General features: G+C 64.1%; 19 protein-coding genes. 5 read left to right on the top strand and 14 right to left on the bottom strand.

Annotated elements, in window-relative coordinates; genetic code table 11:
- Positions 1 to 86: 86 nt before the first annotated feature.
- Genes rfbD through rfbB form a run of 4 tightly spaced genes read right to left on the bottom strand, consistent with a single transcriptional unit; the run spans position 87 to position 3,457 of the window.
- Positions 87 to 977: a dTDP-4-dehydrorhamnose reductase gene (rfbD, locus tag VHC04_RS11655; RefSeq protein ID WP_325681277.1), complete on the bottom strand. Its 891-nt coding sequence runs from the start codon at positions 975 to 977 to the stop codon at positions 87 to 89.
- Positions 970 to 1,521, bottom strand: a complete 552-nt coding sequence (rfbC, locus tag VHC04_RS11650) for a dTDP-4-dehydrorhamnose 3,5-epimerase (RefSeq protein WP_325681275.1) — start codon at positions 1,519 to 1,521, stop codon at positions 970 to 972. Before rfbC ends, rfbD begins: the two co-directional genes overlap by 8 nt.
- Positions 1,518 to 2,393: a glucose-1-phosphate thymidylyltransferase RfbA gene (rfbA, locus tag VHC04_RS11645; RefSeq protein WP_325681272.1), complete on the bottom strand. Its 876-nt coding sequence runs from the start codon at positions 2,391 to 2,393 to the stop codon at positions 1,518 to 1,520. The genes rfbC and rfbA overlap by 4 nt, the downstream gene beginning before the upstream one ends.
- Positions 2,390 to 3,457, bottom strand: coding sequence for a dTDP-glucose 4,6-dehydratase (rfbB, locus tag VHC04_RS11640; RefSeq protein WP_325681270.1), 1,068 nt, complete (start codon positions 3,455 to 3,457; stop codon positions 2,390 to 2,392). The genes rfbA and rfbB overlap by 4 nt, the downstream gene beginning before the upstream one ends.
- A 228-nt stretch (positions 3,458 to 3,685) precedes the next feature.
- Between rfbB and VHC04_RS11635 the strand changes: the two genes are divergently transcribed.
- On the top strand, positions 3,686 to 4,654 hold the full coding sequence (locus VHC04_RS11635) for a PEP-CTERM sorting domain-containing protein (RefSeq protein ID WP_325681268.1): 969 nt from the start codon (positions 3,686 to 3,688) through the stop codon (positions 4,652 to 4,654).
- A gap of 170 nt (positions 4,655 to 4,824) precedes the next feature.
- Here VHC04_RS11635 and VHC04_RS11630 read toward each other — a convergent pair whose 3' ends face one another.
- From VHC04_RS11630 to VHC04_RS11620, 3 genes are all read right to left on the bottom strand, one after another.
- Positions 4,825 to 6,321 carry a fatty acyl-CoA synthetase gene (locus tag VHC04_RS11630; protein ID WP_325681266.1) on the bottom strand — a complete coding sequence of 499 codons (1,497 nt, stop codon included), beginning with the start codon at positions 6,319 to 6,321 and terminating at the stop codon, positions 4,825 to 4,827.
- 2 nt (positions 6,322 to 6,323) lie between these two features.
- Entirely contained in the window at positions 6,324 to 6,713 is a 390-nt protein-coding gene (locus VHC04_RS11625) for a RidA family protein (protein ID WP_325681264.1), read from the bottom strand.
- Between the two features lie 84 nt (positions 6,714 to 6,797).
- Positions 6,798 to 7,826, bottom strand: a complete 1,029-nt coding sequence (locus tag VHC04_RS11620) for an alpha/beta fold hydrolase (protein ID WP_325681262.1) — start codon at positions 7,824 to 7,826, stop codon at positions 6,798 to 6,800.
- A gap of 141 nt (positions 7,827 to 7,967) precedes the next feature.
- Here VHC04_RS11620 and VHC04_RS11615 point away from each other — a divergent pair, with 141 nt between their 5' ends.
- Positions 7,968 to 8,543, top strand: coding sequence for a hypothetical protein (locus tag VHC04_RS11615; RefSeq protein ID WP_325681260.1), 576 nt, complete (start codon positions 7,968 to 7,970; stop codon positions 8,541 to 8,543).
- Positions 8,544 to 8,553: 10 nt separating this feature from the next.
- Here the strand turns inward: VHC04_RS11615 and VHC04_RS11610 are convergent, their stop codons facing one another.
- Together VHC04_RS11610 and nudC are read right to left on the bottom strand one after the other, a co-directional pair.
- Positions 8,554 to 9,039, bottom strand: a complete 486-nt coding sequence (locus VHC04_RS11610) for a DUF488 family protein (RefSeq protein WP_325681258.1) — start codon at positions 9,037 to 9,039, stop codon at positions 8,554 to 8,556.
- Positions 9,039 to 9,977 (bottom strand): NAD(+) diphosphatase, encoded by a 939-nt coding sequence (nudC, locus tag VHC04_RS11605; RefSeq protein ID WP_325681256.1) that lies wholly within the window; start codon positions 9,975 to 9,977, stop codon positions 9,039 to 9,041. Before nudC ends, VHC04_RS11610 begins: the two co-directional genes overlap by 1 nt.
- Before the next feature lie 427 nt (positions 9,978 to 10,404).
- Between nudC and VHC04_RS11600 the strand changes: the two genes are divergently transcribed.
- From VHC04_RS11600 to VHC04_RS11590, 3 genes are all read left to right on the top strand, one after another.
- Positions 10,405 to 12,396 carry a glycosyl transferase family 90 gene (locus VHC04_RS11600; protein WP_325681254.1) on the top strand — a complete coding sequence of 664 codons (1,992 nt, stop codon included), beginning with the start codon at positions 10,405 to 10,407 and terminating at the stop codon, positions 12,394 to 12,396.
- 165 nt (positions 12,397 to 12,561) lie between these two features.
- Positions 12,562 to 13,680 (top strand): tetratricopeptide repeat protein, encoded by a 1,119-nt coding sequence (locus VHC04_RS11595; protein WP_325681252.1) that lies wholly within the window; start codon positions 12,562 to 12,564, stop codon positions 13,678 to 13,680.
- 366 nt (positions 13,681 to 14,046) lie between these two features.
- Positions 14,047 to 14,718, top strand: coding sequence for a class I SAM-dependent methyltransferase (locus VHC04_RS11590; protein WP_325681250.1), 672 nt, complete (start codon positions 14,047 to 14,049; stop codon positions 14,716 to 14,718).
- A gap of 22 nt (positions 14,719 to 14,740) precedes the next feature.
- Here the strand turns inward: VHC04_RS11590 and VHC04_RS11585 are convergent, their stop codons facing one another.
- The 5 genes from VHC04_RS11585 to VHC04_RS11565 form a co-directional block, all read right to left on the bottom strand.
- Positions 14,741 to 15,874, bottom strand: a complete 1,134-nt coding sequence (locus tag VHC04_RS11585; RefSeq protein ID WP_325681248.1) for an amidohydrolase family protein — start codon at positions 15,872 to 15,874, stop codon at positions 14,741 to 14,743.
- Positions 15,871 to 16,941, bottom strand: a complete 1,071-nt coding sequence (locus tag VHC04_RS11580; protein WP_325681246.1) for an amidohydrolase family protein — start codon at positions 16,939 to 16,941, stop codon at positions 15,871 to 15,873. Before VHC04_RS11580 ends, VHC04_RS11585 begins: the two co-directional genes overlap by 4 nt.
- 2 nt (positions 16,942 to 16,943) lie before the next feature.
- Entirely contained in the window at positions 16,944 to 17,255 is a 312-nt protein-coding gene (locus VHC04_RS11575; RefSeq protein WP_325681244.1) for a non-heme iron oxygenase ferredoxin subunit, read from the bottom strand.
- A gap of 75 nt (positions 17,256 to 17,330) precedes the next feature.
- Positions 17,331 to 18,113 carry a short-chain dehydrogenase/reductase gene (locus VHC04_RS11570; RefSeq protein WP_325681242.1) on the bottom strand — a complete coding sequence of 261 codons (783 nt, stop codon included), beginning with the start codon at positions 18,111 to 18,113 and terminating at the stop codon, positions 17,331 to 17,333.
- Positions 18,114 to 18,251: 138 nt separating this feature from the next.
- A complete protein-coding gene (locus tag VHC04_RS11565; protein ID WP_325681240.1) occupies positions 18,252 to 19,172 on the bottom strand; it encodes an amidohydrolase family protein in 921 nt (306 codons plus the stop codon).
- Between the last annotated feature and the right edge of the window lie 16 nt (positions 19,173 to 19,188).

The raw sequence follows: 19,188 nt of genomic DNA, 5'->3' as shown, positions 1-19,188 counted from the left end.
CAGTGCTTGACCAGCCGGATCATCACGCCGCCATACGGCGGGCCGTTTATCACGCCGCCGGGCTGCCAGGGTCCGGCGGAACGGCGCTATGGCGGTGCGATGGCGAAAATCTCGTCCACGGTGAGGCGCAGGCTGTCGCGCCATGGCGGCAGGACGACGCCGAATGTCTGCCGCAGCTTCGAGCAATCCAGGCGGGAATTCGCCGGGCGTCTTGCCGGGGTCGGATAGTCCGCGGTGCGGATCGGCGCGACCGAGGGCGTGCGCGCGCCATGACGGGCGGCCTCCTCGAAGGCCGCGACGGCCAGGCCATGCCAGGTCGTCGCACCGGTGCCGGTGGCGTGGAACAGCCCTTGATAAGCCGCCTGCCAGCCGGTTTCATCCAGGCGCCTGATGATGGCCAGGATCGCATCGGCAAGGTCGGCGGCGGTGGTCGGGCACCCCTGCTGGTCGGCGACGACACGCAGCGCGTCGCGGGTTTTCGCCAGGGTCAGCATGGTGCGGACGAAATTCCTGCCCGTCGCGGCGTACACCCATGCGGTCCGCAGGATGACCGCCTGACCGCCCTCCGCCAGCACCGCTTCCTCACCGGCCAGCTTGCTGGCGCCATAGACACCCTGGGGCGCGACCGGGTCCGTCTCGACATAGGGTTCCGGCTTGGCGCCGTCGAACACATAGTCGGTGGAGATGTGGATCAGTGGAATGCCGGCTGCCTTGCACAGCCTCGCGAGCGTCGCCGGGCCGTCGCGGTTGGCGCGGTAGGCGGCCTCGGAGTCGGATTCGGCGGCATCGACGGCGGTGTAGGCGGCGGCGTTCACCACCAGCCGCGGAGCGGTTGCCCTGACCGTCGCCTCGATCGTCTCCGGCCGGTCGAAATCGAAATCCGGACGGCCGACACGGACAACACCCGGCGCGCGGGACAGCGCCGAGGCGACCTGCCCCGCGCCGCCGGTGACGAGGATGGGTCCGGCCTCAGGCATGGAACCAGGGCTCACAGTCGCGCAGGCGCGGCAGGACCTTGTCCTTGTCCGACAGGATCACATCCGCCACCGGCCATTGGATGGCGATGTCGGGATCGTTCCAGATCACCCCGCGTTCCGCCGGTTTATCGTAGGGGGCGGTGACCTTGTAGATGACCTCGGTTTCCTCGGTCAGCGTGCAATAGGCATGCAGAAAGCCGACCGGCACCCAGATCTGGGTCCAGTTTTCCGCACTGATCTCCGCGCCCGCCCATTTGCCGAAGGTCGGCGAGCCCTTGCGGATATCCACCGCGACGTCGAAGATCGCGCCCTTGACGCAGCGCACCAGCTTGCCCTGAGCGTTCTGCCCGATCTGACAGTGCAGGCCGCGCAGCACGCCACGCGCGGTGGACAGGGCGTGGTTGTCCTGCACGAAGGGTCCCGGCACGCCGGCATCGGCGAAGCGGCCGGCATTCCAGGTCTCCGAGAAGAAGCCGCGCGGGTCGTTGAAACGCGGCGGCGTGATCAGCTTGACCTCGGGGATCGCCAGCGATTCGACCTTCACGCGTGTTCCCCCTCGGCCAGTTCCAGCAGCACCCGCCCCAGCTCCGTCTTGCCCAGGCTCAGCGCCTGTTCCCGCAGGTGATCGGCATCGATGAAGCCCATGCGGAAGGCGACTTCCTCGGGGCAGCCGACCAGCATGCCGGTGCGCGACTGGATGGTCTGCACGAAGGTTGCCGCCTGCAGCAGGCTGTCCGGCGTTCCCGCATCCAGCCAGGCGCAGCCGCGCGACAGCTTTTCCACGTGCAGCATGCCGGATTCCAGATAGACCCGGTTCAGATCGGTGATCTCCAGCTCGCCACGGGCCGAGGGGCGGATCTGCGGGGCGATCCGGCTGATGTTCTTGTCATAGAAATACAGGCCGGTGACCGCCCAGTTGCTGTTAGGCACCGCCGGTTTTTCCACGATCTCCACCGCCTTGCCGGTCTGGTCGAAGGACACGACGCCATAGCGTTCAGGATCGCGGACCTGATAGGCGAACACCGACGCACCCTGCGGCCGGCCGGCGGCGGCGCGCAGCAGGGCCGACAGGTGGTCGGCGTGGATGATGTTGTCGCCCAGCGCCAGCGCGCAGGGCTGCCCGTCGATCCAGTCCTTGCCGATCAGGAAGGCCTGGGCGATCCCCTCGGGCTTCGGCTGCACCGCATAGGCGAAGCGGACGCCGAAGCGCGAGCCATCCCCCAGCAGACGGCGGAACTGCGGCAGGTCCTCGGGCGTGGAGATCAGCATGATGTCGCGGATGCCGGCCAGCATCAGCGTCGACAGCGGATAGTAGACCATCGGCTTGTCGTAGACCGGCAGCAGCTGTTTGGAGGCTGCCAGCGTCATCGGATGCAGACGGGTGCCGGAACCGCCGGCGAGCAGAATCCCCTTCATGCCGCCCTCTCCGTCTTCGCGCCGAGCCGTTGCCCGGCATAGCGGGCCGCGCGGACGGACCGCCACCAGGCGGTGTTGGCCAGGTACCAGTCGATCGTCTTGGCCAGACCGGCCTCGAAGTCGTGCGGCGCCTTCCAGGCCAGCGCGCCCTCGGTGCGTGTCGGGTCGATCTCATAGCGGAAGTCGTGGCCCGGCCGGTCGGTGACGAAGCGGATCAGCCGCTCCCGCTTGCCGGCCGGGTCGGGAACACGGCTGTCCAGGTGGGCGCAGATTGCCTTCACCACTTGCAAATTGGTCCGCGGCTGGCGGCCGCCGATGGCATAGGTCTCACCCGGCTTGCCCTGCTCCACCACGCGGACCAGCGCGGCGGCATGATCCTCGACGAACAGCCAGTCCCGCATGTTGGAGCCATCGCCGTAGACCGGCAGCTCCTTCCCTTCCAGCGCGTTGAGCGTCACCAGCGGGATCAGCTTTTCCGGGAACTGCCAGGGGCCGTAATTGTTGCAGGTGTTGGAGACGATGGTCGGCAGCTTGTAGGTGTGCTGCCAGGCGCGGACCAGATGGTCGGAGGCCGCCTTGCTGGCGGAATACGGGCTGCGCGGGTCATAGGGCGTGGTTTCGCAGAACGGCGGGTCGTCCGCTTCCAGCGCGCCGAACACCTCGTCAGTGGAGACGTGGTGGAAGCGGAACACCGCCTTGCGGCCCGCATCCAGCGCCTCGTAATACGCTCGGGCGGCTTCCAGCAGGATGAAGGTGCCGACGACGTTGGTCTGCACGAAGTCGGCCGGACCGTCGATCGAGCGATCGACATGGCTTTCGGCCGCCAGGTGCATCACCGCATCTGGCTGGTGCGTCGTGAACACCTGCCGCATGGCGGCCGCATCGGCGATATCGGCCCTGATCAGGACGTGGCGCCGGTCGGTCCGCGCGTCCTCCAGCGCCTCCTCGGACGCGGCGTATGTCATCTTGTCGACGTTGACGATGATGTGATCGGTGTGCCGCAGCAAATGGCGCACGACGGCGGAGCCGATGAACCCGCATCCACCGGTCAGCAATAATTTCATTAAATGCAAAACCCCTGCTGTTTGCAGCCCGGGAGCCAGCCGTATCACCTTTGTGGGCGGTGCAGCAACCCGAAGCGAGGCCGAGCGGGCAAGGGTTGTCCGGCCGGCGCGCCGCTATGGTGAGCCGGACATAGGCGTCGGTCCGTCCGCATGTCTCAAAACATTGACAACCCGTCATGTGGCGGTATCGTTATTTCCAAATGGAAATAGCCAAACGGGGGTATCACCATGCGTTACGGGATCATCGGCCTGACGGCCATCGGACTGGCCCTGCTGGCGCCGGCGGCGAAGGCGGACCTGGTCTTGTCGGGGCCGACCACGGGGGCCGGCGACTATAGCACCGCCCAGCTGGCGGCGATGGCGAATGCCGGCAACACCGTGTCGGACAGCACGCTGGGCCTGACCGGTATCTCACTATGGAGCCTGCTGGGCGGCTCGTCCGGCATCACCACCAGCACAGCCGCCGGCGACAACAGCAAGAACGCCATCCTGCGCTATTACCTGGTGGGCAGCGGCGGCGGCCAGACCTCGGTGGTGTCAGCCGGTGAGATCAACCCGTCCTTCGGCAACAAGTCGGTGTTCGTGGCCTATGAGACCACGGGCGGCAGCCTGCTGGCGCAGCCGGAGCTGATCGTGCCCGGCGCGACCGGACGTGACGTGACCAGCCTTGGCAGCCTTGTGCTGACCTCGGTGGCGGCGCAGCCGAGCAGCGGCGGCGGGCAATCGAGCAGCGTGACACTGTCCGGCAACGTGGCCAGTCCGGGCACCTACTCCCTGGCGGACCTGCAGGCGCTGCCCCCCATGACGACGAGCCTGCCCGGCACGGCGACGACCTATGAAGGCACGTCGCTGTTCAATTTCATCGACCCGACGGGTGACATCACCAGCGAGATCGTGACGACGATCGGGACCGACGGCTATACGGTCGCATTCGCGGCGGCGGAGCTGGACCCGGCCTATGGCGGCGATCCCGAGAACATTCTTGCCTACGCCTCCAACGCCGGCGATTTCCCCGACAGCGGCATCGCTCGGACAATCCTCCCAGGCGACACGGTCAAGCATGGAAGATGGATGTCGAACCTGGATTCCGTGATCGTCACGAATGTGCCGGAACCGGCCTCGATGGCGGTGCTGGCGGGGGCGCTGGGCCTGTTGGGCGCGATCCGCCGGAAGACGCGGCAGCCGTCGCCGGTCTGACGGCGCGATCCCACAGGGCAGGCGGCGGACACGCGCGACCCGCCGTCTGCCCGGGGCAGCCCGCGGATCAAAGCCCGCCGCACATGACGGGGTCAGGCTGGCCTCGTCGTCCCTGGCCACGATCCGAATACCCTGGATTACCGACGCGGGCCTTGGACGGTATGCCGGGATCAGGCGTAGTGCCGCCGCAGTTCCCGCTTCAACAGCTTGCCCGCGGTATTGCGCGGCAGCGTATCGACGAACTGGACCTGCTTCGGCAGCTTGTACGGAGCCAGGTGCTGGCGGGCATGGGCGATCAGTTCCGCCCCGGCGACCTGATGGCCCGGCCGCAGCACCACGAAAGCGGTCACGGCCTCGATCCATTTCTCGTCCGGCAGGCCGACCACCGCCACCTCGGATACCGCAGGGTGGGTGAACAGCACCTCCTCCACCTCCCGGCTGGCGACCAGAACACCGCCGGTGTTGATCACATCGCGGATGCGGTCGACGATGTAGAGGTAGCCTTCCGCATCGAAATAGCCGACATCGCCGGAATGAAACCAGCCGCCGGCGAAGGCTTCCGCGGTTTCCGCCGGCTTCTCCCAATAGCCCTGCATCAGGTGCGGGGAGCGGTGCACGATCTCCCCATGCGTGCCGGGCGGCACGTCGTTCATGTCGGGATCGACGACGCGGGTGCGCACGTTCAGGCAAGGTCGGCCGCAGGAGGCCGGACGCGCCTCGTGCTCCTCGGGGCGCAGCACGGTGGCGAGCGGCGCGATCTCGGTCTGGCCGTAACAGTTGTAGGGACGCGCGTTGGGCAGGCGTTCCCGCAATTCCCGCAGCACCGGGACCGGCATGATCGAGGCGCCGTAATAGACTTTCTCCAGCGACGAGAGATCGCGCGTGGCGAAATCCGGGTGGCGCAGCAGGCTGATCCAGACCGTGGGGGGTGCGAAGAAGGAGGTGATGCGTTCCTGCTCGATCAGGCGGAGCACGAGGTCCGGCACCGGCGCCTCGATCAGGATGGTGCGGATACCGACCAGCAGTTGCGGCATGGTGAAGGCATGGGTCTGCGCCGTATGATACAGCGGCAGCGCGGCCAGAGCTCGGTCGGTCTCGGCATAGTCCATGCCGTGGATGACCGAATAGTACTGTGACAGCATCGCCTTGTGCGACATCATCGCGCCCTTCGGCGCCGCCGTCGTGCCGGACGTATAGACGATCTGCGCCAGGCTGTCGTCGTGCAGCTCCGGGTCCGGGACCGGGCCGGCCGGCGGGGCCTGGGCGATCGCCACCATGTCCATGAGCGGGTGTGACGGCACATCCAGGCCGGCCAGATTCGCTTCCAGCCCCTGCCCTACCAGCACGAGGCGGGAGCCGGACTGGGTGACGATGTAGGACAATTCCTCTCCGGTCAGGGCGTAGTTGACCGGGACATGCACGAAGCCGCCACGCACGCAGGCGAGCCAGGCGATGAAGTACGCGTCGGAGTTGCGGCCATAGGCGGCGATGCGATCGCCCGCTTGCACGCCCTGGCTGGCGAACCACGCCGCCACGCGATCGGCCGCCTGGTCCAGGCCGGTGAAAGACCAGTCGCGGTCGCCGAACAGCAGGGCTGAACGGTCCCGGAAGATATGCGCCGTGCGACCGACGGCGTCACCGACGGTGTTGCGGCGGATGATGTCCATGGTCAGGCCACCGCCTCGGCCTCGATCTCCACGACGAAGCGCGGGTCCGCAAGGCCGGCGACGAACAGCAGCGTGGAGGCCGGCGCATGGTCGCCGAACACGGCGCCGCGCGCGGTGCGGAACGCGGCCAGCAATTCCCGGTCGGTCAGGAATACGGTAGTCTTGACGATATTCTCCACACTCATCCCATTATCGCTGAGCACCGCGCGGAGATTGGCGAAGGCCTGGCCGATCTGGGCCTCGCCACTGTTCGGTATGGTGCCATCGAGCGCCATGCCAACCTGGCCGGAGACGATGAGCCGCCGCGCCGCGCCGGTGATTTCGATCGCATGGGTATAGCCGCTGGGCTCACGAACCGCCGGCGGATTGCTGCGCTTGATCTGGACTGGCATCGTCTGGTCTCCCTTTGAAACGTGGGTCGAGGCCCCTATTGGCTGGTGGGGTAACGCGAATGCGGGCGCGGAGGCAATCCTGCATCAGGTGTCCAGCCAGGCCCGGACTTCTTGTCTGATAAAGGCCGCATCGGCCGGATTGCCGACCGGGTTGCCGGCGCGATGGCCCCAGATGCTGTCGATCGGGCGCAGGACGGCGTGACGCAGGAAGGGCAGTTCCGCCTGGTTGTCGGCCACCCGGAAATACAGATCGGTCGCGCCGGGCATCAGCAGCACCCTGGCCTGGATGGCGCGCAGGGCGGCGACCAGATCGCCGTCATACAGGTCGTTGGCGCTGATGTCCGCCGCGTCCCAGGTACGCAACTGCGCGTACAGGTTCGCCGCTCGGCGTGCACCGAACCGGGCCTCCCAGTCCGTCTTGAGAAATGTTTCCAGGTCGGGCGCACCCAGATTCGGCCGCGGGCCGGACCCCAGGTGCAGGTTGGCGCGATAAAAATCCTGGCTGAGCGCCCAGGCCGCGTAGATCCGGCCGAAAGCGCGCTTCGCCGCCGCCGGTTCCGCCGAGAACCGGCCATTGCCGAGGTGCTGGGGCGCCGCCTCCAGCGTGGCCATCAGCGAGCGGAGGAAGACCTGGTTGTGCACGGCGGTGCGTGCGACGCCGCAGTTTACCACGATGCGCGCCACGTCGGCGGGGAACAGCGCCGCCCAGTGATAGGCCTGCAACGCGCCCATGGACCAGCCATAGACGCAGGCGACCTGCCGGACTCCGAACAGGCTCTCCAGCGCCGTTCGCTGTGCCCGCACATTGTCGTGGATGGTGACCAGCGTGGGATAATCGTCCCGATCCGCCGGGGACGAGGACAGGCCATTGCCGAACATGTCCGGGATCACGATGAACCAGCGTGTCGGGTCCAGCACCTTGTCGGGCCCGATCAGCCATTCCAGCTCCGGATGCCGGGCGCTGTAGCTGGTGGGGTAGACGATCACGTTGTCCCGCGCCGGCGACAGCGTGCCGTGCGCCTTCCAGGACAGGTGCGCATCGGTCAGGCGGGCGCCGGATTGCAACGTGAGATCGCCGAGCGCGAAGACGCCATGTCGGGTGGGCCAGGTCATCCGTAGGGTCTCCACTGGTGTCGCCGGAGTATGCCTTGGCGGCGCCGGCCTGGGCAGTATTTTGAAAATTTTCCTTGCACGCGGCTTTCGGGTGCGATAGTAGGCATGGAACATAACAGGAACATAGACAAGGACCCTGTGATGCCGACCCACTCCAACGCCCCCGACAACCGGTTCCTGACGGAGCGCGCGGTCGCCCGGATCGCCCCGTTCTTCAGCGACGGCTCCGCCTTGTACACCGATGAGGATTGCCGCCAGATGGCCCGCAGCGTGCTGGGCAGCTTCTCCCCCACCAACGGGCAGGAACTGCAGCTTTCGGCGCAGATCGCGGCGCTGGAGATGGCGAGCCTGGACTGCCTGCGCTGCGCCGCGCTGCTGTCGTCGACCCAGGCGGCGACCACGTTGCAGATCCATGAGGACGTGATCCGGCTGAACGCCCTGTCATCCCGCGCGCAGCGGCGCCTGGCCCGGCTGCAGCAGGATCGCGGCCATGGCGAACCGGCCGGGTTCGACGAGGAGGAGTTCAACGCCGTCCTGAGCAGGGCGCGGGAGATCGTGATGCGCGCCCGCACGCTGGGTGAGGCGTCCCGCGTCGCGCAGGACCTGGAAGCGTCATCCAAGCGGCGGGTCACCAGCGCGGCGCGGCGCAGGGCGGAGCAGGCCTGGGCCGACGACCTGCAGAACCTGACCGCGTGGACGGAGCAGACGCAGCATTGAAGGGGCGGGATCAGACCGCGAGGTGGGTGACCGGCTGGCCGGTTTCGGCGCTGATCATCTCGGCGATCAGGCGGCGGTGACACATGCGGTGGTCCCGCTCGAAGCACAGCAGGCAGGCGGTGCGTTCCTTCGCAAGCTGGACCGCCTGGTGCAATTCCGCCTGGGGCCGGTCGCCGGTGATGTGCTGCTTGTAGAGCGCGATCATCTTTTCGGGATGGCCCGCCCGCACGGCATCCCTGCCCGGTTTCGGCGTGCCGAGCGCCTGAAGATGGATGTAGGCGATGCCGGCCTCATCCAGGGCGGCCGCCAGCTGCCGCTTGGAGAAGCCGGGTTTCCGCGATTGCGGCACGGCGCGGACATCGATCAGAAGCCGGGTGTGCGCGTTGGACAGCGTCCTGATGACGCTGTCGATCGTCGTGCCTTCATAGCCGATCGTCTGGATGACGGGGGCCTGGAGGGCGGGGGCCTGGAGGGCGGGTGCTTGTGTGTCGGACATCAGCCGTGCGCGAGCCAGTCCTCGATCAGGCGGCGGGCGATGCTGTCGACGCGCGGCAGGTCGAAGCCCAGCGCCTTGTGGTTGCGCATCTCCGCCCGGCTGAACCACCGGGCGTCCTTCAGTTCGTCATCCTGCAAGGTGATCTCCTCGGTCAGGCCCTCGGCGTAGAAGCCCAGCATGATGTTGCCGGGGAACGGCCAGGGCTGGCTGGAGTGGTAGTGGACGGCGCCGCACTGGATGCCGGATTCCTCCAGCACCTCCCGCCGCACCGCTTCCTCCAGCGTTTCGCCCGGTTCGACGAAGCCGGCGAGCGTGGAATACATGGTCGCGCGCGGGAAGCGGGTGGAGTGGCCGAGCAGCGCCTTGTCGCCGCGGTGGACCAGCATGATGACGGCGGGGTCGGTGCGGGGGAAATGCTGGGCGTTGCAGACCGTGCACTGCATCATGTGGCCGGCGCTTTTGATCTCGCACGGGTTGCCGCAGACGCCGCAGAACCTGTGGCGCTGGCGCCAGTGCATCAGGCCGCGGGCATGCGCCAGCACCGACGCCTCGGGCCGCGGCACGCCCCACCCGACCGCTCGGAGGTCCACGAAGGTGCCGAGTTCGGGGGGCAGCAGCGGCACCGGGTCCTCGGCGGCGCTGATGTCGATGGCGAACACGGCGCGGGTTTCCAGGATGCCGAGGAAGGCCCAGGGCGCGTCGTCCTCGCCGTGGGCCATGCGCAGCGTGTGGGCGGTGGCACCGGAGATATAGACGGCCTCCGGCTCCTCGCCGCCATGGCCGCGGACGAGGTTGCGGGAGCGCCAGACGGGGATGAAGAGGGAGTCGGGGTCGGCCAGTCTTTCGGCGACCCAGGCCGGATCGTCGCGGCGGGGGGCGAGGCGGTCGAGCGGGGAGTTGGCGTAGACGTTGGGGCGGGAGGCGAGGATCAGGGTCATGGGCGGTCGTCCCGGGTGGGTGGTTGGGCGGGACGGTGCCATGGGGTGGGGGTGGGGGCAATGGTGGTGGGGGTTGGGGCTCCTCTCTCTGGATTTTGACATGTTGCCGCTGCGTGGTGGCACCGCTGATGAGGACAGGTTAGAAAGCCGACTTTCAGATCGCCGCTTATCGAGGCCTCATGCTCTTCAGACCACGCGTCAGATCGAGAATTGCTGTCGACGCACACACACGACGCCATGAAGGCCCAGGACATGCCAAGAGGGCCGCCCGATGATTGAGCCACACTGGCCCCCGCTTCGCTGCGCGGACTCCAGACTGAGCGAGCTACGCCGAGAAGCATCCGTTGCCGACGCCAACCCCTTCTGGGCCTTGGCTACCAGCGTTAAGCTCTTGTCGATTGGCGGTCATATATCGCTGGCACGTGGCTTGCTGGAGCAGCTGGAACAGGAATATCTGCCTGGTCAGATGAGACCGGAAATGGTCTTGCGACTTGTCGTTGGCGCCATCATGGCACGCGATCCTGATCGCGCAACCAGAATGCTGACGAGACATTTTGGGGATTCTTATCAATACCGCTTTGATATCGACACATGCGGCTTGCCGGCCAATAGCGCCCGGATGCAAGTAGATGGAAATGAAGTCTGGTTTCAATTCAGCGAGGCGATGTTTCAGTCAAAGGCGCCCGATATCATCATTGAGCGTTGGGCGTCAGTTCTTGTTTTGATCAACCACTTTATGGGATCGCCCTATCGGACCGACGGTAGTACCGCACTCAATTTGGGTGACGATGGCGGCATCCCCGGTCTGGCATTTTGTGATTTTCGACCGGGAGCATTCTTGATTCCCGATTCGCACTATCTTAGCAACAATCGATATCAGATCTTGCGTGAAGAATTCAGCAGGAATCGCATTCCCTGGCAGGAGCGGGAAGCATTGGCCTTCTGGCGTGGTTCCACGACCGGGCAAGTCGGCGGTCTGGCGAATGGGTGGCGCGGGCTGCCGCGGATCAGACTGTGCGAGATCAGCCAAGCTTTTCCCAGTATAGTGGACGCCGGCATTACCCGAGTGAGCCAAATCTTAGATAAGGATGCACAGCACGAACTGACACAAAGGGGGCTCATACGACCGGCCGTCAATCGCGTTGCATTGAATCGTTATAAATATCAGATTGATATAGACGGCAACACAAACGCGTGGGACGGCTTCTATATGCGCCTACTGACAGGAAGTCCGGTTCTGAAGGTAGCATCTCGCCAAGGCTATAGGCAATGGTACTATGACAGGCTCAAGCCATGGGTGAATGTGGTTCCTGTCGAAGCTGACATGGGCGACTTGATTGAAAAAATTGACTGGCTTCGAGCCAATGATTCCATCGCGCAGAGGATTGGCGAGGCGGGATGGGCGCTCGCGGAATCGCTTGCTGAAGAGGGAGAATTGAATAGGGTTGCACCTACTGTTGCCGCAGCTTTGCATGCTTGCTCCCGTCAGCCACTAACGGCAATTCGGTTCGATACCTTGCAAGGAGGTTCGCCCGCTACATTCGCGCCGACCAACGCTCTGGCGGCTAGCGTATCAGTGCCAGATGGCCAATTTACGTCCATCATCACGCTGCCTCCCCCGCAAGGGATCGGCGATTTTGTTCTTCTGATGGATGCCTCCTCCCACCAAAGTGATCAGATCGAAGTCGATCTGTATTTGGATGGTCAAAGAATTGCCAGTTGCATACTGGGCAGACGCCGGACCGTTTACGCCCAAATACCGACATCGCTGATCGAGGCCAAGGATGCGCTGACACTGACGTTGGTTCCGACAGGTATGAACGCGTCGGGGGAACAACACTGTCTGAAAGTGCATAGGGCAGGCATCGCTCTGGCCAGATTGGGCGTGTGGGACGGATATGAAAGTGTTTTACACCTAGTGGAGGCACTGCAGAAAATCTCGCTTGGAAAGTCGACACATGACCTTGGGGTAGCAACACGGGACCGGCCAGTTCTCTTGCCCAAACCGAACACGGTCCTGGAACCCGTTTATACGTGCTTCGGAACCAAATTATATGGGGACACGGACAAGGGCCGGATCAGACATGGATGGGACGGCGCGGTACCCGATAATTTGTTTCTTATTTCGCACGGTGGCTCGGCAATCCTGGTCCGAAAGGATCCAAATGGCACGCTTCTTCGGGTAATCGTCCGCGCGGAGGGACCGGAAGCACCGCGTGATCCCTGGACGCCGTGGACGGGGGGCTATCACCACGTATTCGGATTGGAAACCGCCGAAAATGTTGATGGGGCTCAATTTGCTTTGCGTGGTGGCAGGCTCTTCTTATGCGCTGAACCCTCTGGAGACATAACGCTCAGCCGCAAACGACGCGCTGCGTGGGAGACGTTCCGAACTAGGCCGAAAGAAGCCTCGGCATGAAATCGGCAAAATCAAGATTCTGCCGCGTGGTTCGCAAGGTCGTAGAGGAATTGCGTCGGGTGTTTGCCCTGATCTGGAGTAACTCTCCGAAGGGGCCTCGATCTTGTGGCTTCCACGCACTGCGATTTATTTCGTTCCGAGGGTAGCAGCCACAAGGATCTGTCGATGACAAGTCTTCTGACCCGTTGGCGCGATTGGCGAGAGCGCCGCGCAGGATTACGCGAACTTTATGGTCTCCGGGCAGAGGAGCGGGAGCGGGAGCGGTTTCGGGTGAAAGACGTTCTCGCCGACGCCGTTTCCGCCATCAAACGCGATGATCTCCAGCATGCAGAAGACATGTGGATAAAAGCGATATCGCTTAGCAAGCAAGACGCGGAGACGTCTCCCTGGGCCCTGCCGATCCTCCTGGGTCTAAAGCGCTTCGATGAAGCAGAAGAACTGATGAAGCGTCTTCAGGCGCGCAGACCATCCAACTCGGAATATGCACTCGGCCTTGTGAAGGTCGCCCAGGCTAAGGGGGACCACGAGGCAGCAGCGCAATTTGCCGTCCAGGTCAGAAAGCGGTTTCCACGTGTCATGGAGGGTTACACCCTGGGCCTCTCCTCTCTTCGCGATAGCAAGCGCTTTCAGGAAGCGGAGTTATTAGCACAGGAAGCAATGGAGCGCTTCCCCAATCAGGTTGAGATGTTCATGGAGCATGCGCGCTTGGCATCCGACCAAACCGACTGGGCAGCGGCCCGAGAACGATGGAACACAGTGCTGACCCGCTTCGATCATGCTAGCGGATATATCGGCGTGGGACATGTGCTAATCGAACTCAAACAGTTCGAGGAAGCGGATGAACTGCTCGCCGCTGGACGTGTTCGCTATCCGCTTGAGGTCAGTATGGTAATCGAATACGCGCATTCTGCAGAACAGCGCGGCGACACAGCCGAGGCAAAGGCAAGGTGGCGACGAGTGATAGATCGCTTCCCAACGCATGTGATCGGCGTAACTGCGGCAGCTGCGGCATTGGAACGTCTGGGGGATTCTGATCAGGCCGAACAAGTTCTTTTAGAAACGGTCGAGCGAATTCGTCACGTTCCAACTCCTCTAATTCGCTTGGGTGAAGTGCAGTTGCGACGGCATGATTTTTCTGCCGCATCGGAAACATTTTCCAAGCTGAGGGAAAGGTTTCCAGGTGAGGCGATCGGTTATCGCCGCGGCGCCGAAGCAATGGATGGCCTTGGACGTTCTGATGAAGCCAAAGCCTTGAGAACGATGCATCCTTCTGCTGAACATTAGAATTTGATCTCTGTGTACTATAGTGTGATGAAAATCCGCAATTACGCTACGCTGCGACGTCTCGACAACCCCGTGGCCGTTAGCGTCACCAGAAAACGGCCGATCGTGTTTATCGCGGACCAGTTGCGCCTGAATCCCTTGCGAGTGAACTGTGGCAGCACCGGGATCAAAGCGAGTCAGCAAGGTCACCTGTTCATGGCATTTCCTAACCGGAACCATGTCTTCAGCTCAAAGATTGAATATTTCAAGGGAGGATTTGGAAAGAACTTACCTTGATCACCGAAGACTGCCTTATTTCGGCTATACTGCACTGATCTCTTAAGGTAAGTTATGTTCGATAAGAACTCACTGCCGGTAGGATAAATTATGACACTTCTCCGTAATCAACTTGTGAGTAAAATTTACCGCGACCAAGATCCATTTATCGGATTTCCTAAGGGTCTTTACACGGTGGACATGCAGGGCTGGAATTCTCAACATCCTATCTTGCAGGAAGTTGTTAGCAGGACCGAGGCCCCAGTTGTGGTAGAAATTGGCGTCTGGAAGGGCGGTTCCACAATTCAAATGGCAAAAGCCATGGAGCGAGCCGGCGTAGATGGGGTAATAGTTGCAGTTGACACATGGCTTGGATCGCCTGAACACTGGATGGCTGACAATTTATTTTCAATGCTCCGCCTTGAACATGGCAGACCAAGTTTGATGCAAACGTTTATGTCAAACGTAGTTGAGGCGGGGGTGGAACAATATATCCTGCCTCTTCCCATCGATTCTCTCAATGCTGCGTATATGCTTCAGCGGTGGGGTTTGCGTCCTGATGTTATCCACCTCGATGCCGCACACGAATACGAAGCTGTTCTCAACGACCTTAAGGCATGGTGGCCACTACTGAAACCCGGCGGCATCTTTATTGGGGATGATTATAGTCCCACTGGCGCATGGGTCGGCGTATTGCATGCTTTCGATGATTTCTTCTCCGCACCCGGCCTTCCCCCGATCGAGCACCGGGACGGCAAGTGTTGGATACCCAAGCCAGCCTGAGCAGGCGGCAAAAGAGCAAACCCTACCGCCCCCGATAAACCCCCTCCGCATTCCCCCGGAACACCGCCTGCCTCTGCGCTTCCGTCATCTTCATCGGCAGCGCATGCGCGGGATCGTCGAAATCCCAATGCGGATAGTCCGTCGCGAACAGCACGCGGTCCCAGCCGATCCAGTCGAACACCTCGGCCAACTGCGTCCTGGGGTCAGGCTCCTCGATCGGCTGCGTCGTGAACCACACATTCGTCCGCATATACTCGGACGGCGCCTTCTTCAGCCTTGGCAGCTCCCGCTTCAGCTTCCTCCACTGCGCGTCCATCCGCCACCCCAAGGCGGCCGCCCAGGCCAGCCCGCCCTCGATCAGCACCAGCTTCAGGGTCGGATATGTCTCGAACACGCCCTCCAGGATCATGCTGATCAGCAGCGCCTGCTGCGCCTGGGCATGGCCGACCATCTCCTCAATATAGTAGCTGCCCCAGCCGCCGGCGGTGTTCGGCCAGCCGCCATTGCCGAACGCGTGCACGCCGATCGGCAGGCCGGCCGCCGCCGCCGCCTCATAGATCGGCCAGTAGCGTCGTTGCCCCAGCGGCTCCGCCGTCCGGCTCAGCAGCAGCACCTGCGCGAAGTCGGGGTTCGGCGCGCAGCGCTCGATTTCCTTCACCGAGGCGGCGGCATCCTCATACGGCACCACCACCGATCCGCGCAGGCGCCGGTCCCGTGACGTCCATTCCGCCACTTGCCAGTCATTCACCGCACGCGCCACGGCGGCCGAGGCGTCGGGGCTGATCGCCCCCTGCCCCGCCCCGAGCGGGTTGAGGATGCCCAGGGTGACGTTGTTCGGATCCAGGTGCTGGGCCTGCATGAAGGCCAGGTCACTGCCGGGCCCGCCGCCGCCGGGCGGCCAGGCGTCCCGCCGGCTCGCCTGCGGCTGGTTCTTCGGATAGGCCGCGCCCTTCTCCCACGGCTGGCGGTAGGTCAGGCTGAATTCGTGGAAATGCTCGACCCATCGCTTTTCCATATAGGGAAACAGCGACGTGCTGACGCCGCCGACCGACTTGCCAGCCGCGCGCGGGTGGATGTCGCCATCGGCGATGGCCAGCTTGCTGGTGCTGACGCTCTGCGCACCTGGCTGCTGACGCGGAAGGACATCGACGGTCATGTCACGGTCTCCCTTTCCCTCAGTCGGACATAGGTCCGCAGCGGGTTCTCTTCCATGATTTTTCGGCCCAGCGCCGGATCCAGGCCGGCCGGCAGCACATCGCTGCCATCATATTGCCAATGCGGATAGTCGGTGGAGAACAAAATCATCTCGTCCGAGCCCATATGGTCGATGATCCGCATCACGGATGCGGCATCGGGCGGCACGTCGAAGGGCTGCAGCGTCAGCTTCACCCGGTCCCGCACGATGGAGCCGGGGGGATCGGCCACCCACGGGTTCTCACTTCGGACACCCTTCCAGAATTTTGTCAATCGCCACAGATAGGCCGGCAGCCAGGTGACGCCGGATTCCATCAGCACGACGGTCAGGTTGGGGAACTTGGCGAAGACACCCTCGGCGATCAGGCTGGTGAGCTGCGATTGGAACGCCGTCGCCTGGTTCACGTATTCCTCGGTATAGCTGGTCGGCCAACCCACCGGCGTGATCGGATGGCGATACATCGATCCGGCATGGATACCCACCGGCAGCCCATGCCGCTCGGCCGCCGCATAGATCGGCCAGTTGTGGCGGCGACCCAGCGTCGTCTCCGACCCGACCAGCAGCATCACCTGCACGAAGCGGCGGTCGGCGGCGCATCGGTCGATCTCGTCCACTGCCATCTCGACATTCTGCATCGGCACGATGATGGAGGCGCGCAGCCGCGAATCCCGGTCCAGCCACTCCCGCGCCACCCAGTCGTTCAGCGCTCGGCACATCGCCTGGCCCAGGTCCTCGCTGAACTGAGCCTGCACGCCATACAGGCAATTGAGAATCCCCAGCCGCGTGCCCAGCGGGTCCAGCGCCTGCCGGGTCAAGGTGCCGACGTCGGTTGCGGTACGGCCGCTGTCGTCGCGCCAGTCCTGCCGGAAACTCAGCGGGTTGCGCGACGGGTAGCTGATCGTCGTCAGATCCTCGATCCCGCGGCGGATCGCGGTCTCCCGCCACAGCTCGTCCAGATACGGCAGCAGCGCCTGCAGGCCCGGAACGACCGGATGCAGGTCGCAATCGATCGGGCCCGTCGCAGGCATGCTCAGATTTCCACCAGCAGGTCGGTGCCCTCGACCTTCACGGGGTAGACGGCGATATCCTCATCGGCCGGCGCCGACAGCGCCTTGCCGGTGCGGATGTCGAACTGCGCCGCATGCAGCGGGCATTCGATGCAGCCGTTCTCGACCCAGCCATCCGACAGCAGCGCGTATTCGTGGGAGCAGACATTGTCCGTGGCCCGGAACTCGCCGCCGGGCAGGTGATACAGCGCGACCTCCTTGTCGCCGACCCGCACGCCGATACAGGCGCCTTCGGCCACGTCACTCGTCGCCGCCACACGAACCCAGTCCGCCATTCCGTCCTCCAGTCACCACGTTCCGCGCAGCATGCCAGCAGAATGGCCGTCAGCCAACCGGCCGGCGCCGGTGCGTCAGAACATCGACCCGCGATGCGCCGCACCGCCGTCGATGGTGATGATCGTGCCGGTGGTGTAGGCGGACAGGTCGGAGGCCAGGAACGCCACCATCGCCCCGATCTCCTCCGGCTTGCCCGCGCGGCCCATCGGCAGCGGCTTCATCAACTCCTGCCAGCGCGCCGCGTCGCCGAACCGGTCCTGGGCGCGCGTCTGCATCATCGTGACCAGCCGCTCGGTGGCGATGGCGCCCGGGTTGATGCCGACGACGCGCAGCCCGTCATCCCCGGCCGATCCGCCCAGCGCGCGGGTAAACGCCATCAGCGAGGCATTGCCGCTGGACCCCGCGATATAGCCGCGATCCACCTTCTCCCCGGCCATGCCCAGGATATTGATGATCACGCCCCGGCCGCGCGCCTTCATCGCGGCATAGAAGGCGCGGCACATGTTGATATAGCCGAAGACCTTCAGATCCCACGCCTCGCGCCACCGGCGTTCATCGATCGCCCACAGGTCGCCGCCGGGAATGGCACCGGCATTGTTCACCAGGATGTCGATGCCGGGATGCCGTTCGGCGAGGAAATCGACGTTGCGGCTGTCGGCCAGGTCCAGCGCGTGCACCTCCACGCCGGCATTGTGCCGCGCCAGAAGCGCTTGCCGAGCGGCATCCAGGTCGGCCTGGGTGCGGGAAACCAGGATGACATTGACACCTTCCGCGGCCAGCGCCTCGGCGCTCGCCAGCCCGATACCTTTCGACGCGCCGGTGATCAGCGCCGTACGGCCAGCCAGTTGCAGGTCCATGCCGTCCTCCCCCGCGATCTGCTGCCCCAGTACGACAGGACCGCCCCGGCGGCAAATCGGCGGGCAGAGACCATGGGATCAGTATCCGCCCGCCGGCGTGCCTTGATGAACGCTCTGTCGAAGGTCGCAGGACGGCTATCAACCGACGCCTGGCAACGCGACCCGGTAGAACGCCAGCGCATTCTCGGCAAACAGCTTGCGCCGATCCTCCAGCGGCAACCCCGCCGTCACGTATTTGAACTGGCAGTAGATCCAGTCCCAGCTCGCCTTCACCCCGTCCACCGGATAGTTGGAGGCAAACATGCAGCGATCGACCCCGAACATGCCGATCGTTTCGCGGATCACCCGCCCGTTCACCTGCAGCGTCCATGGCTCGCCTGCCACCGTCAGGCCGGAAATCTTGCACCAGACATTGGGGCAGCAGGACAGAGCCTCCATGCCTCGCTTCCAGACGGCAAGCTGCTCAGCGGAGCGGTCCAGCGGGTAGCCGGTATGGTTCAGCACGACGCGGAGATCAGGATGCTCCCGGCAGACATCCGCCGCTTCTGCCAGATGATACCACGGGACCCGCAAATCCCAGGACAAGCCGTATTTCGTCAGCAGCCCGAGCCCCTTGCGCCAGGCAGGGTCCTGCAGGCTGCGACTCCGGCCGCGGACCGGCCTGCCGGGGCCTTCGGCAATGATCGGCTTGGTCCGGATACCGCGGACCAGCGGATTGGCGGCCTGCGCGGCGATGATGTCCTCGGCGTCCGGCGTGTCGACCCAGGCATGCGCGACGATCGCGTTCGGCATCCCGTATCGTGCCGCGATGTCGGTCAGCCACGCCGTTTCCGCCAGTTGCTGGCTGCGGTCGCACTCGGCCTCGATATGCACGGTGGCGATCACGTTATGCAACGCCGTGTCGCGCCGATACTCCGGCGGCAAATAACTGCGGCGCAGACGGGAGTAGTCGCCTAGAAATCCGTGCTCCCCCGATGCCAGCCACGGGTATCGCAACGGGCCATCCAGGTCCCACAGGTGGTGATGCGCGTCGACAATCGGCAGGTCGTCCTGTTCCATGGGCGCCACCTAAGCA

It is taken from the genome of Rhodopila sp. (assembly GCF_035548095.1).
Lineage (GTDB): Bacteria > Pseudomonadota > Alphaproteobacteria > Acetobacterales > Acetobacteraceae > Rhodopila.
The sequence above is the reverse complement of the archived record's forward strand: the minus strand, read 5'-3'. Positions and strand labels throughout refer to the sequence as shown.

Bases quoted from the DNA above. Each gene is read 5' to 3' on its own strand.
- rfbD (WP_325681277.1), bottom strand. From the start codon at position 977: ATGCCTGAGGCCGGACCCATCCTCGTCACCGGCGGCGCGGGGCAGGTC.
- rfbA (WP_325681272.1), bottom strand. From the start codon at position 2,393: ATGAAGGGGATTCTGCTCGCCGGCGGTTCCGGCACCCGTCTGCATCCG.
- rfbB (WP_325681270.1), bottom strand. From the start codon at position 3,457: ATGAAATTATTGCTGACCGGTGGATGCGGGTTCATCGGCTCCGCCGTC.
- VHC04_RS11635 (WP_325681268.1), top strand. From the start codon at position 3,686: ATGCGTTACGGGATCATCGGCCTGACGGCCATCGGACTGGCCCTGCTG.
- VHC04_RS11630 (WP_325681266.1), bottom strand. From the start codon at position 6,321: ATGGACATCATCCGCCGCAACACCGTCGGTGACGCCGTCGGTCGCACG.
- VHC04_RS11625 (WP_325681264.1), bottom strand. From the start codon at position 6,713: ATGCCAGTCCAGATCAAGCGCAGCAATCCGCCGGCGGTTCGTGAGCCC.
- VHC04_RS11620 (WP_325681262.1), bottom strand. From the start codon at position 7,826: ATGACCTGGCCCACCCGACATGGCGTCTTCGCGCTCGGCGATCTCACG.
- VHC04_RS11615 (WP_325681260.1), top strand. From the start codon at position 7,968: ATGCCGACCCACTCCAACGCCCCCGACAACCGGTTCCTGACGGAGCGC.
- VHC04_RS11610 (WP_325681258.1), bottom strand. From the start codon at position 9,039: ATGTCCGACACACAAGCACCCGCCCTCCAGGCCCCCGCCCTCCAGGCC.
- nudC (WP_325681256.1), bottom strand. From the start codon at position 9,977: ATGACCCTGATCCTCGCCTCCCGCCCCAACGTCTACGCCAACTCCCCG.
- VHC04_RS11595 (WP_325681252.1), top strand. From the start codon at position 12,562: ATGACAAGTCTTCTGACCCGTTGGCGCGATTGGCGAGAGCGCCGCGCA.
- VHC04_RS11590 (WP_325681250.1), top strand. From the start codon at position 14,047: ATGACACTTCTCCGTAATCAACTTGTGAGTAAAATTTACCGCGACCAA.
- VHC04_RS11585 (WP_325681248.1), bottom strand. From the start codon at position 15,874: ATGACCGTCGATGTCCTTCCGCGTCAGCAGCCAGGTGCGCAGAGCGTC.
- VHC04_RS11580 (WP_325681246.1), bottom strand. From the start codon at position 16,941: ATGCCTGCGACGGGCCCGATCGATTGCGACCTGCATCCGGTCGTTCCG.
- VHC04_RS11575 (WP_325681244.1), bottom strand. From the start codon at position 17,255: ATGGCGGACTGGGTTCGTGTGGCGGCGACGAGTGACGTGGCCGAAGGC.
- VHC04_RS11570 (WP_325681242.1), bottom strand. From the start codon at position 18,113: ATGGACCTGCAACTGGCTGGCCGTACGGCGCTGATCACCGGCGCGTCG.
- VHC04_RS11565 (WP_325681240.1), bottom strand. From the start codon at position 19,172: ATGGAACAGGACGACCTGCCGATTGTCGACGCGCATCACCACCTGTGG.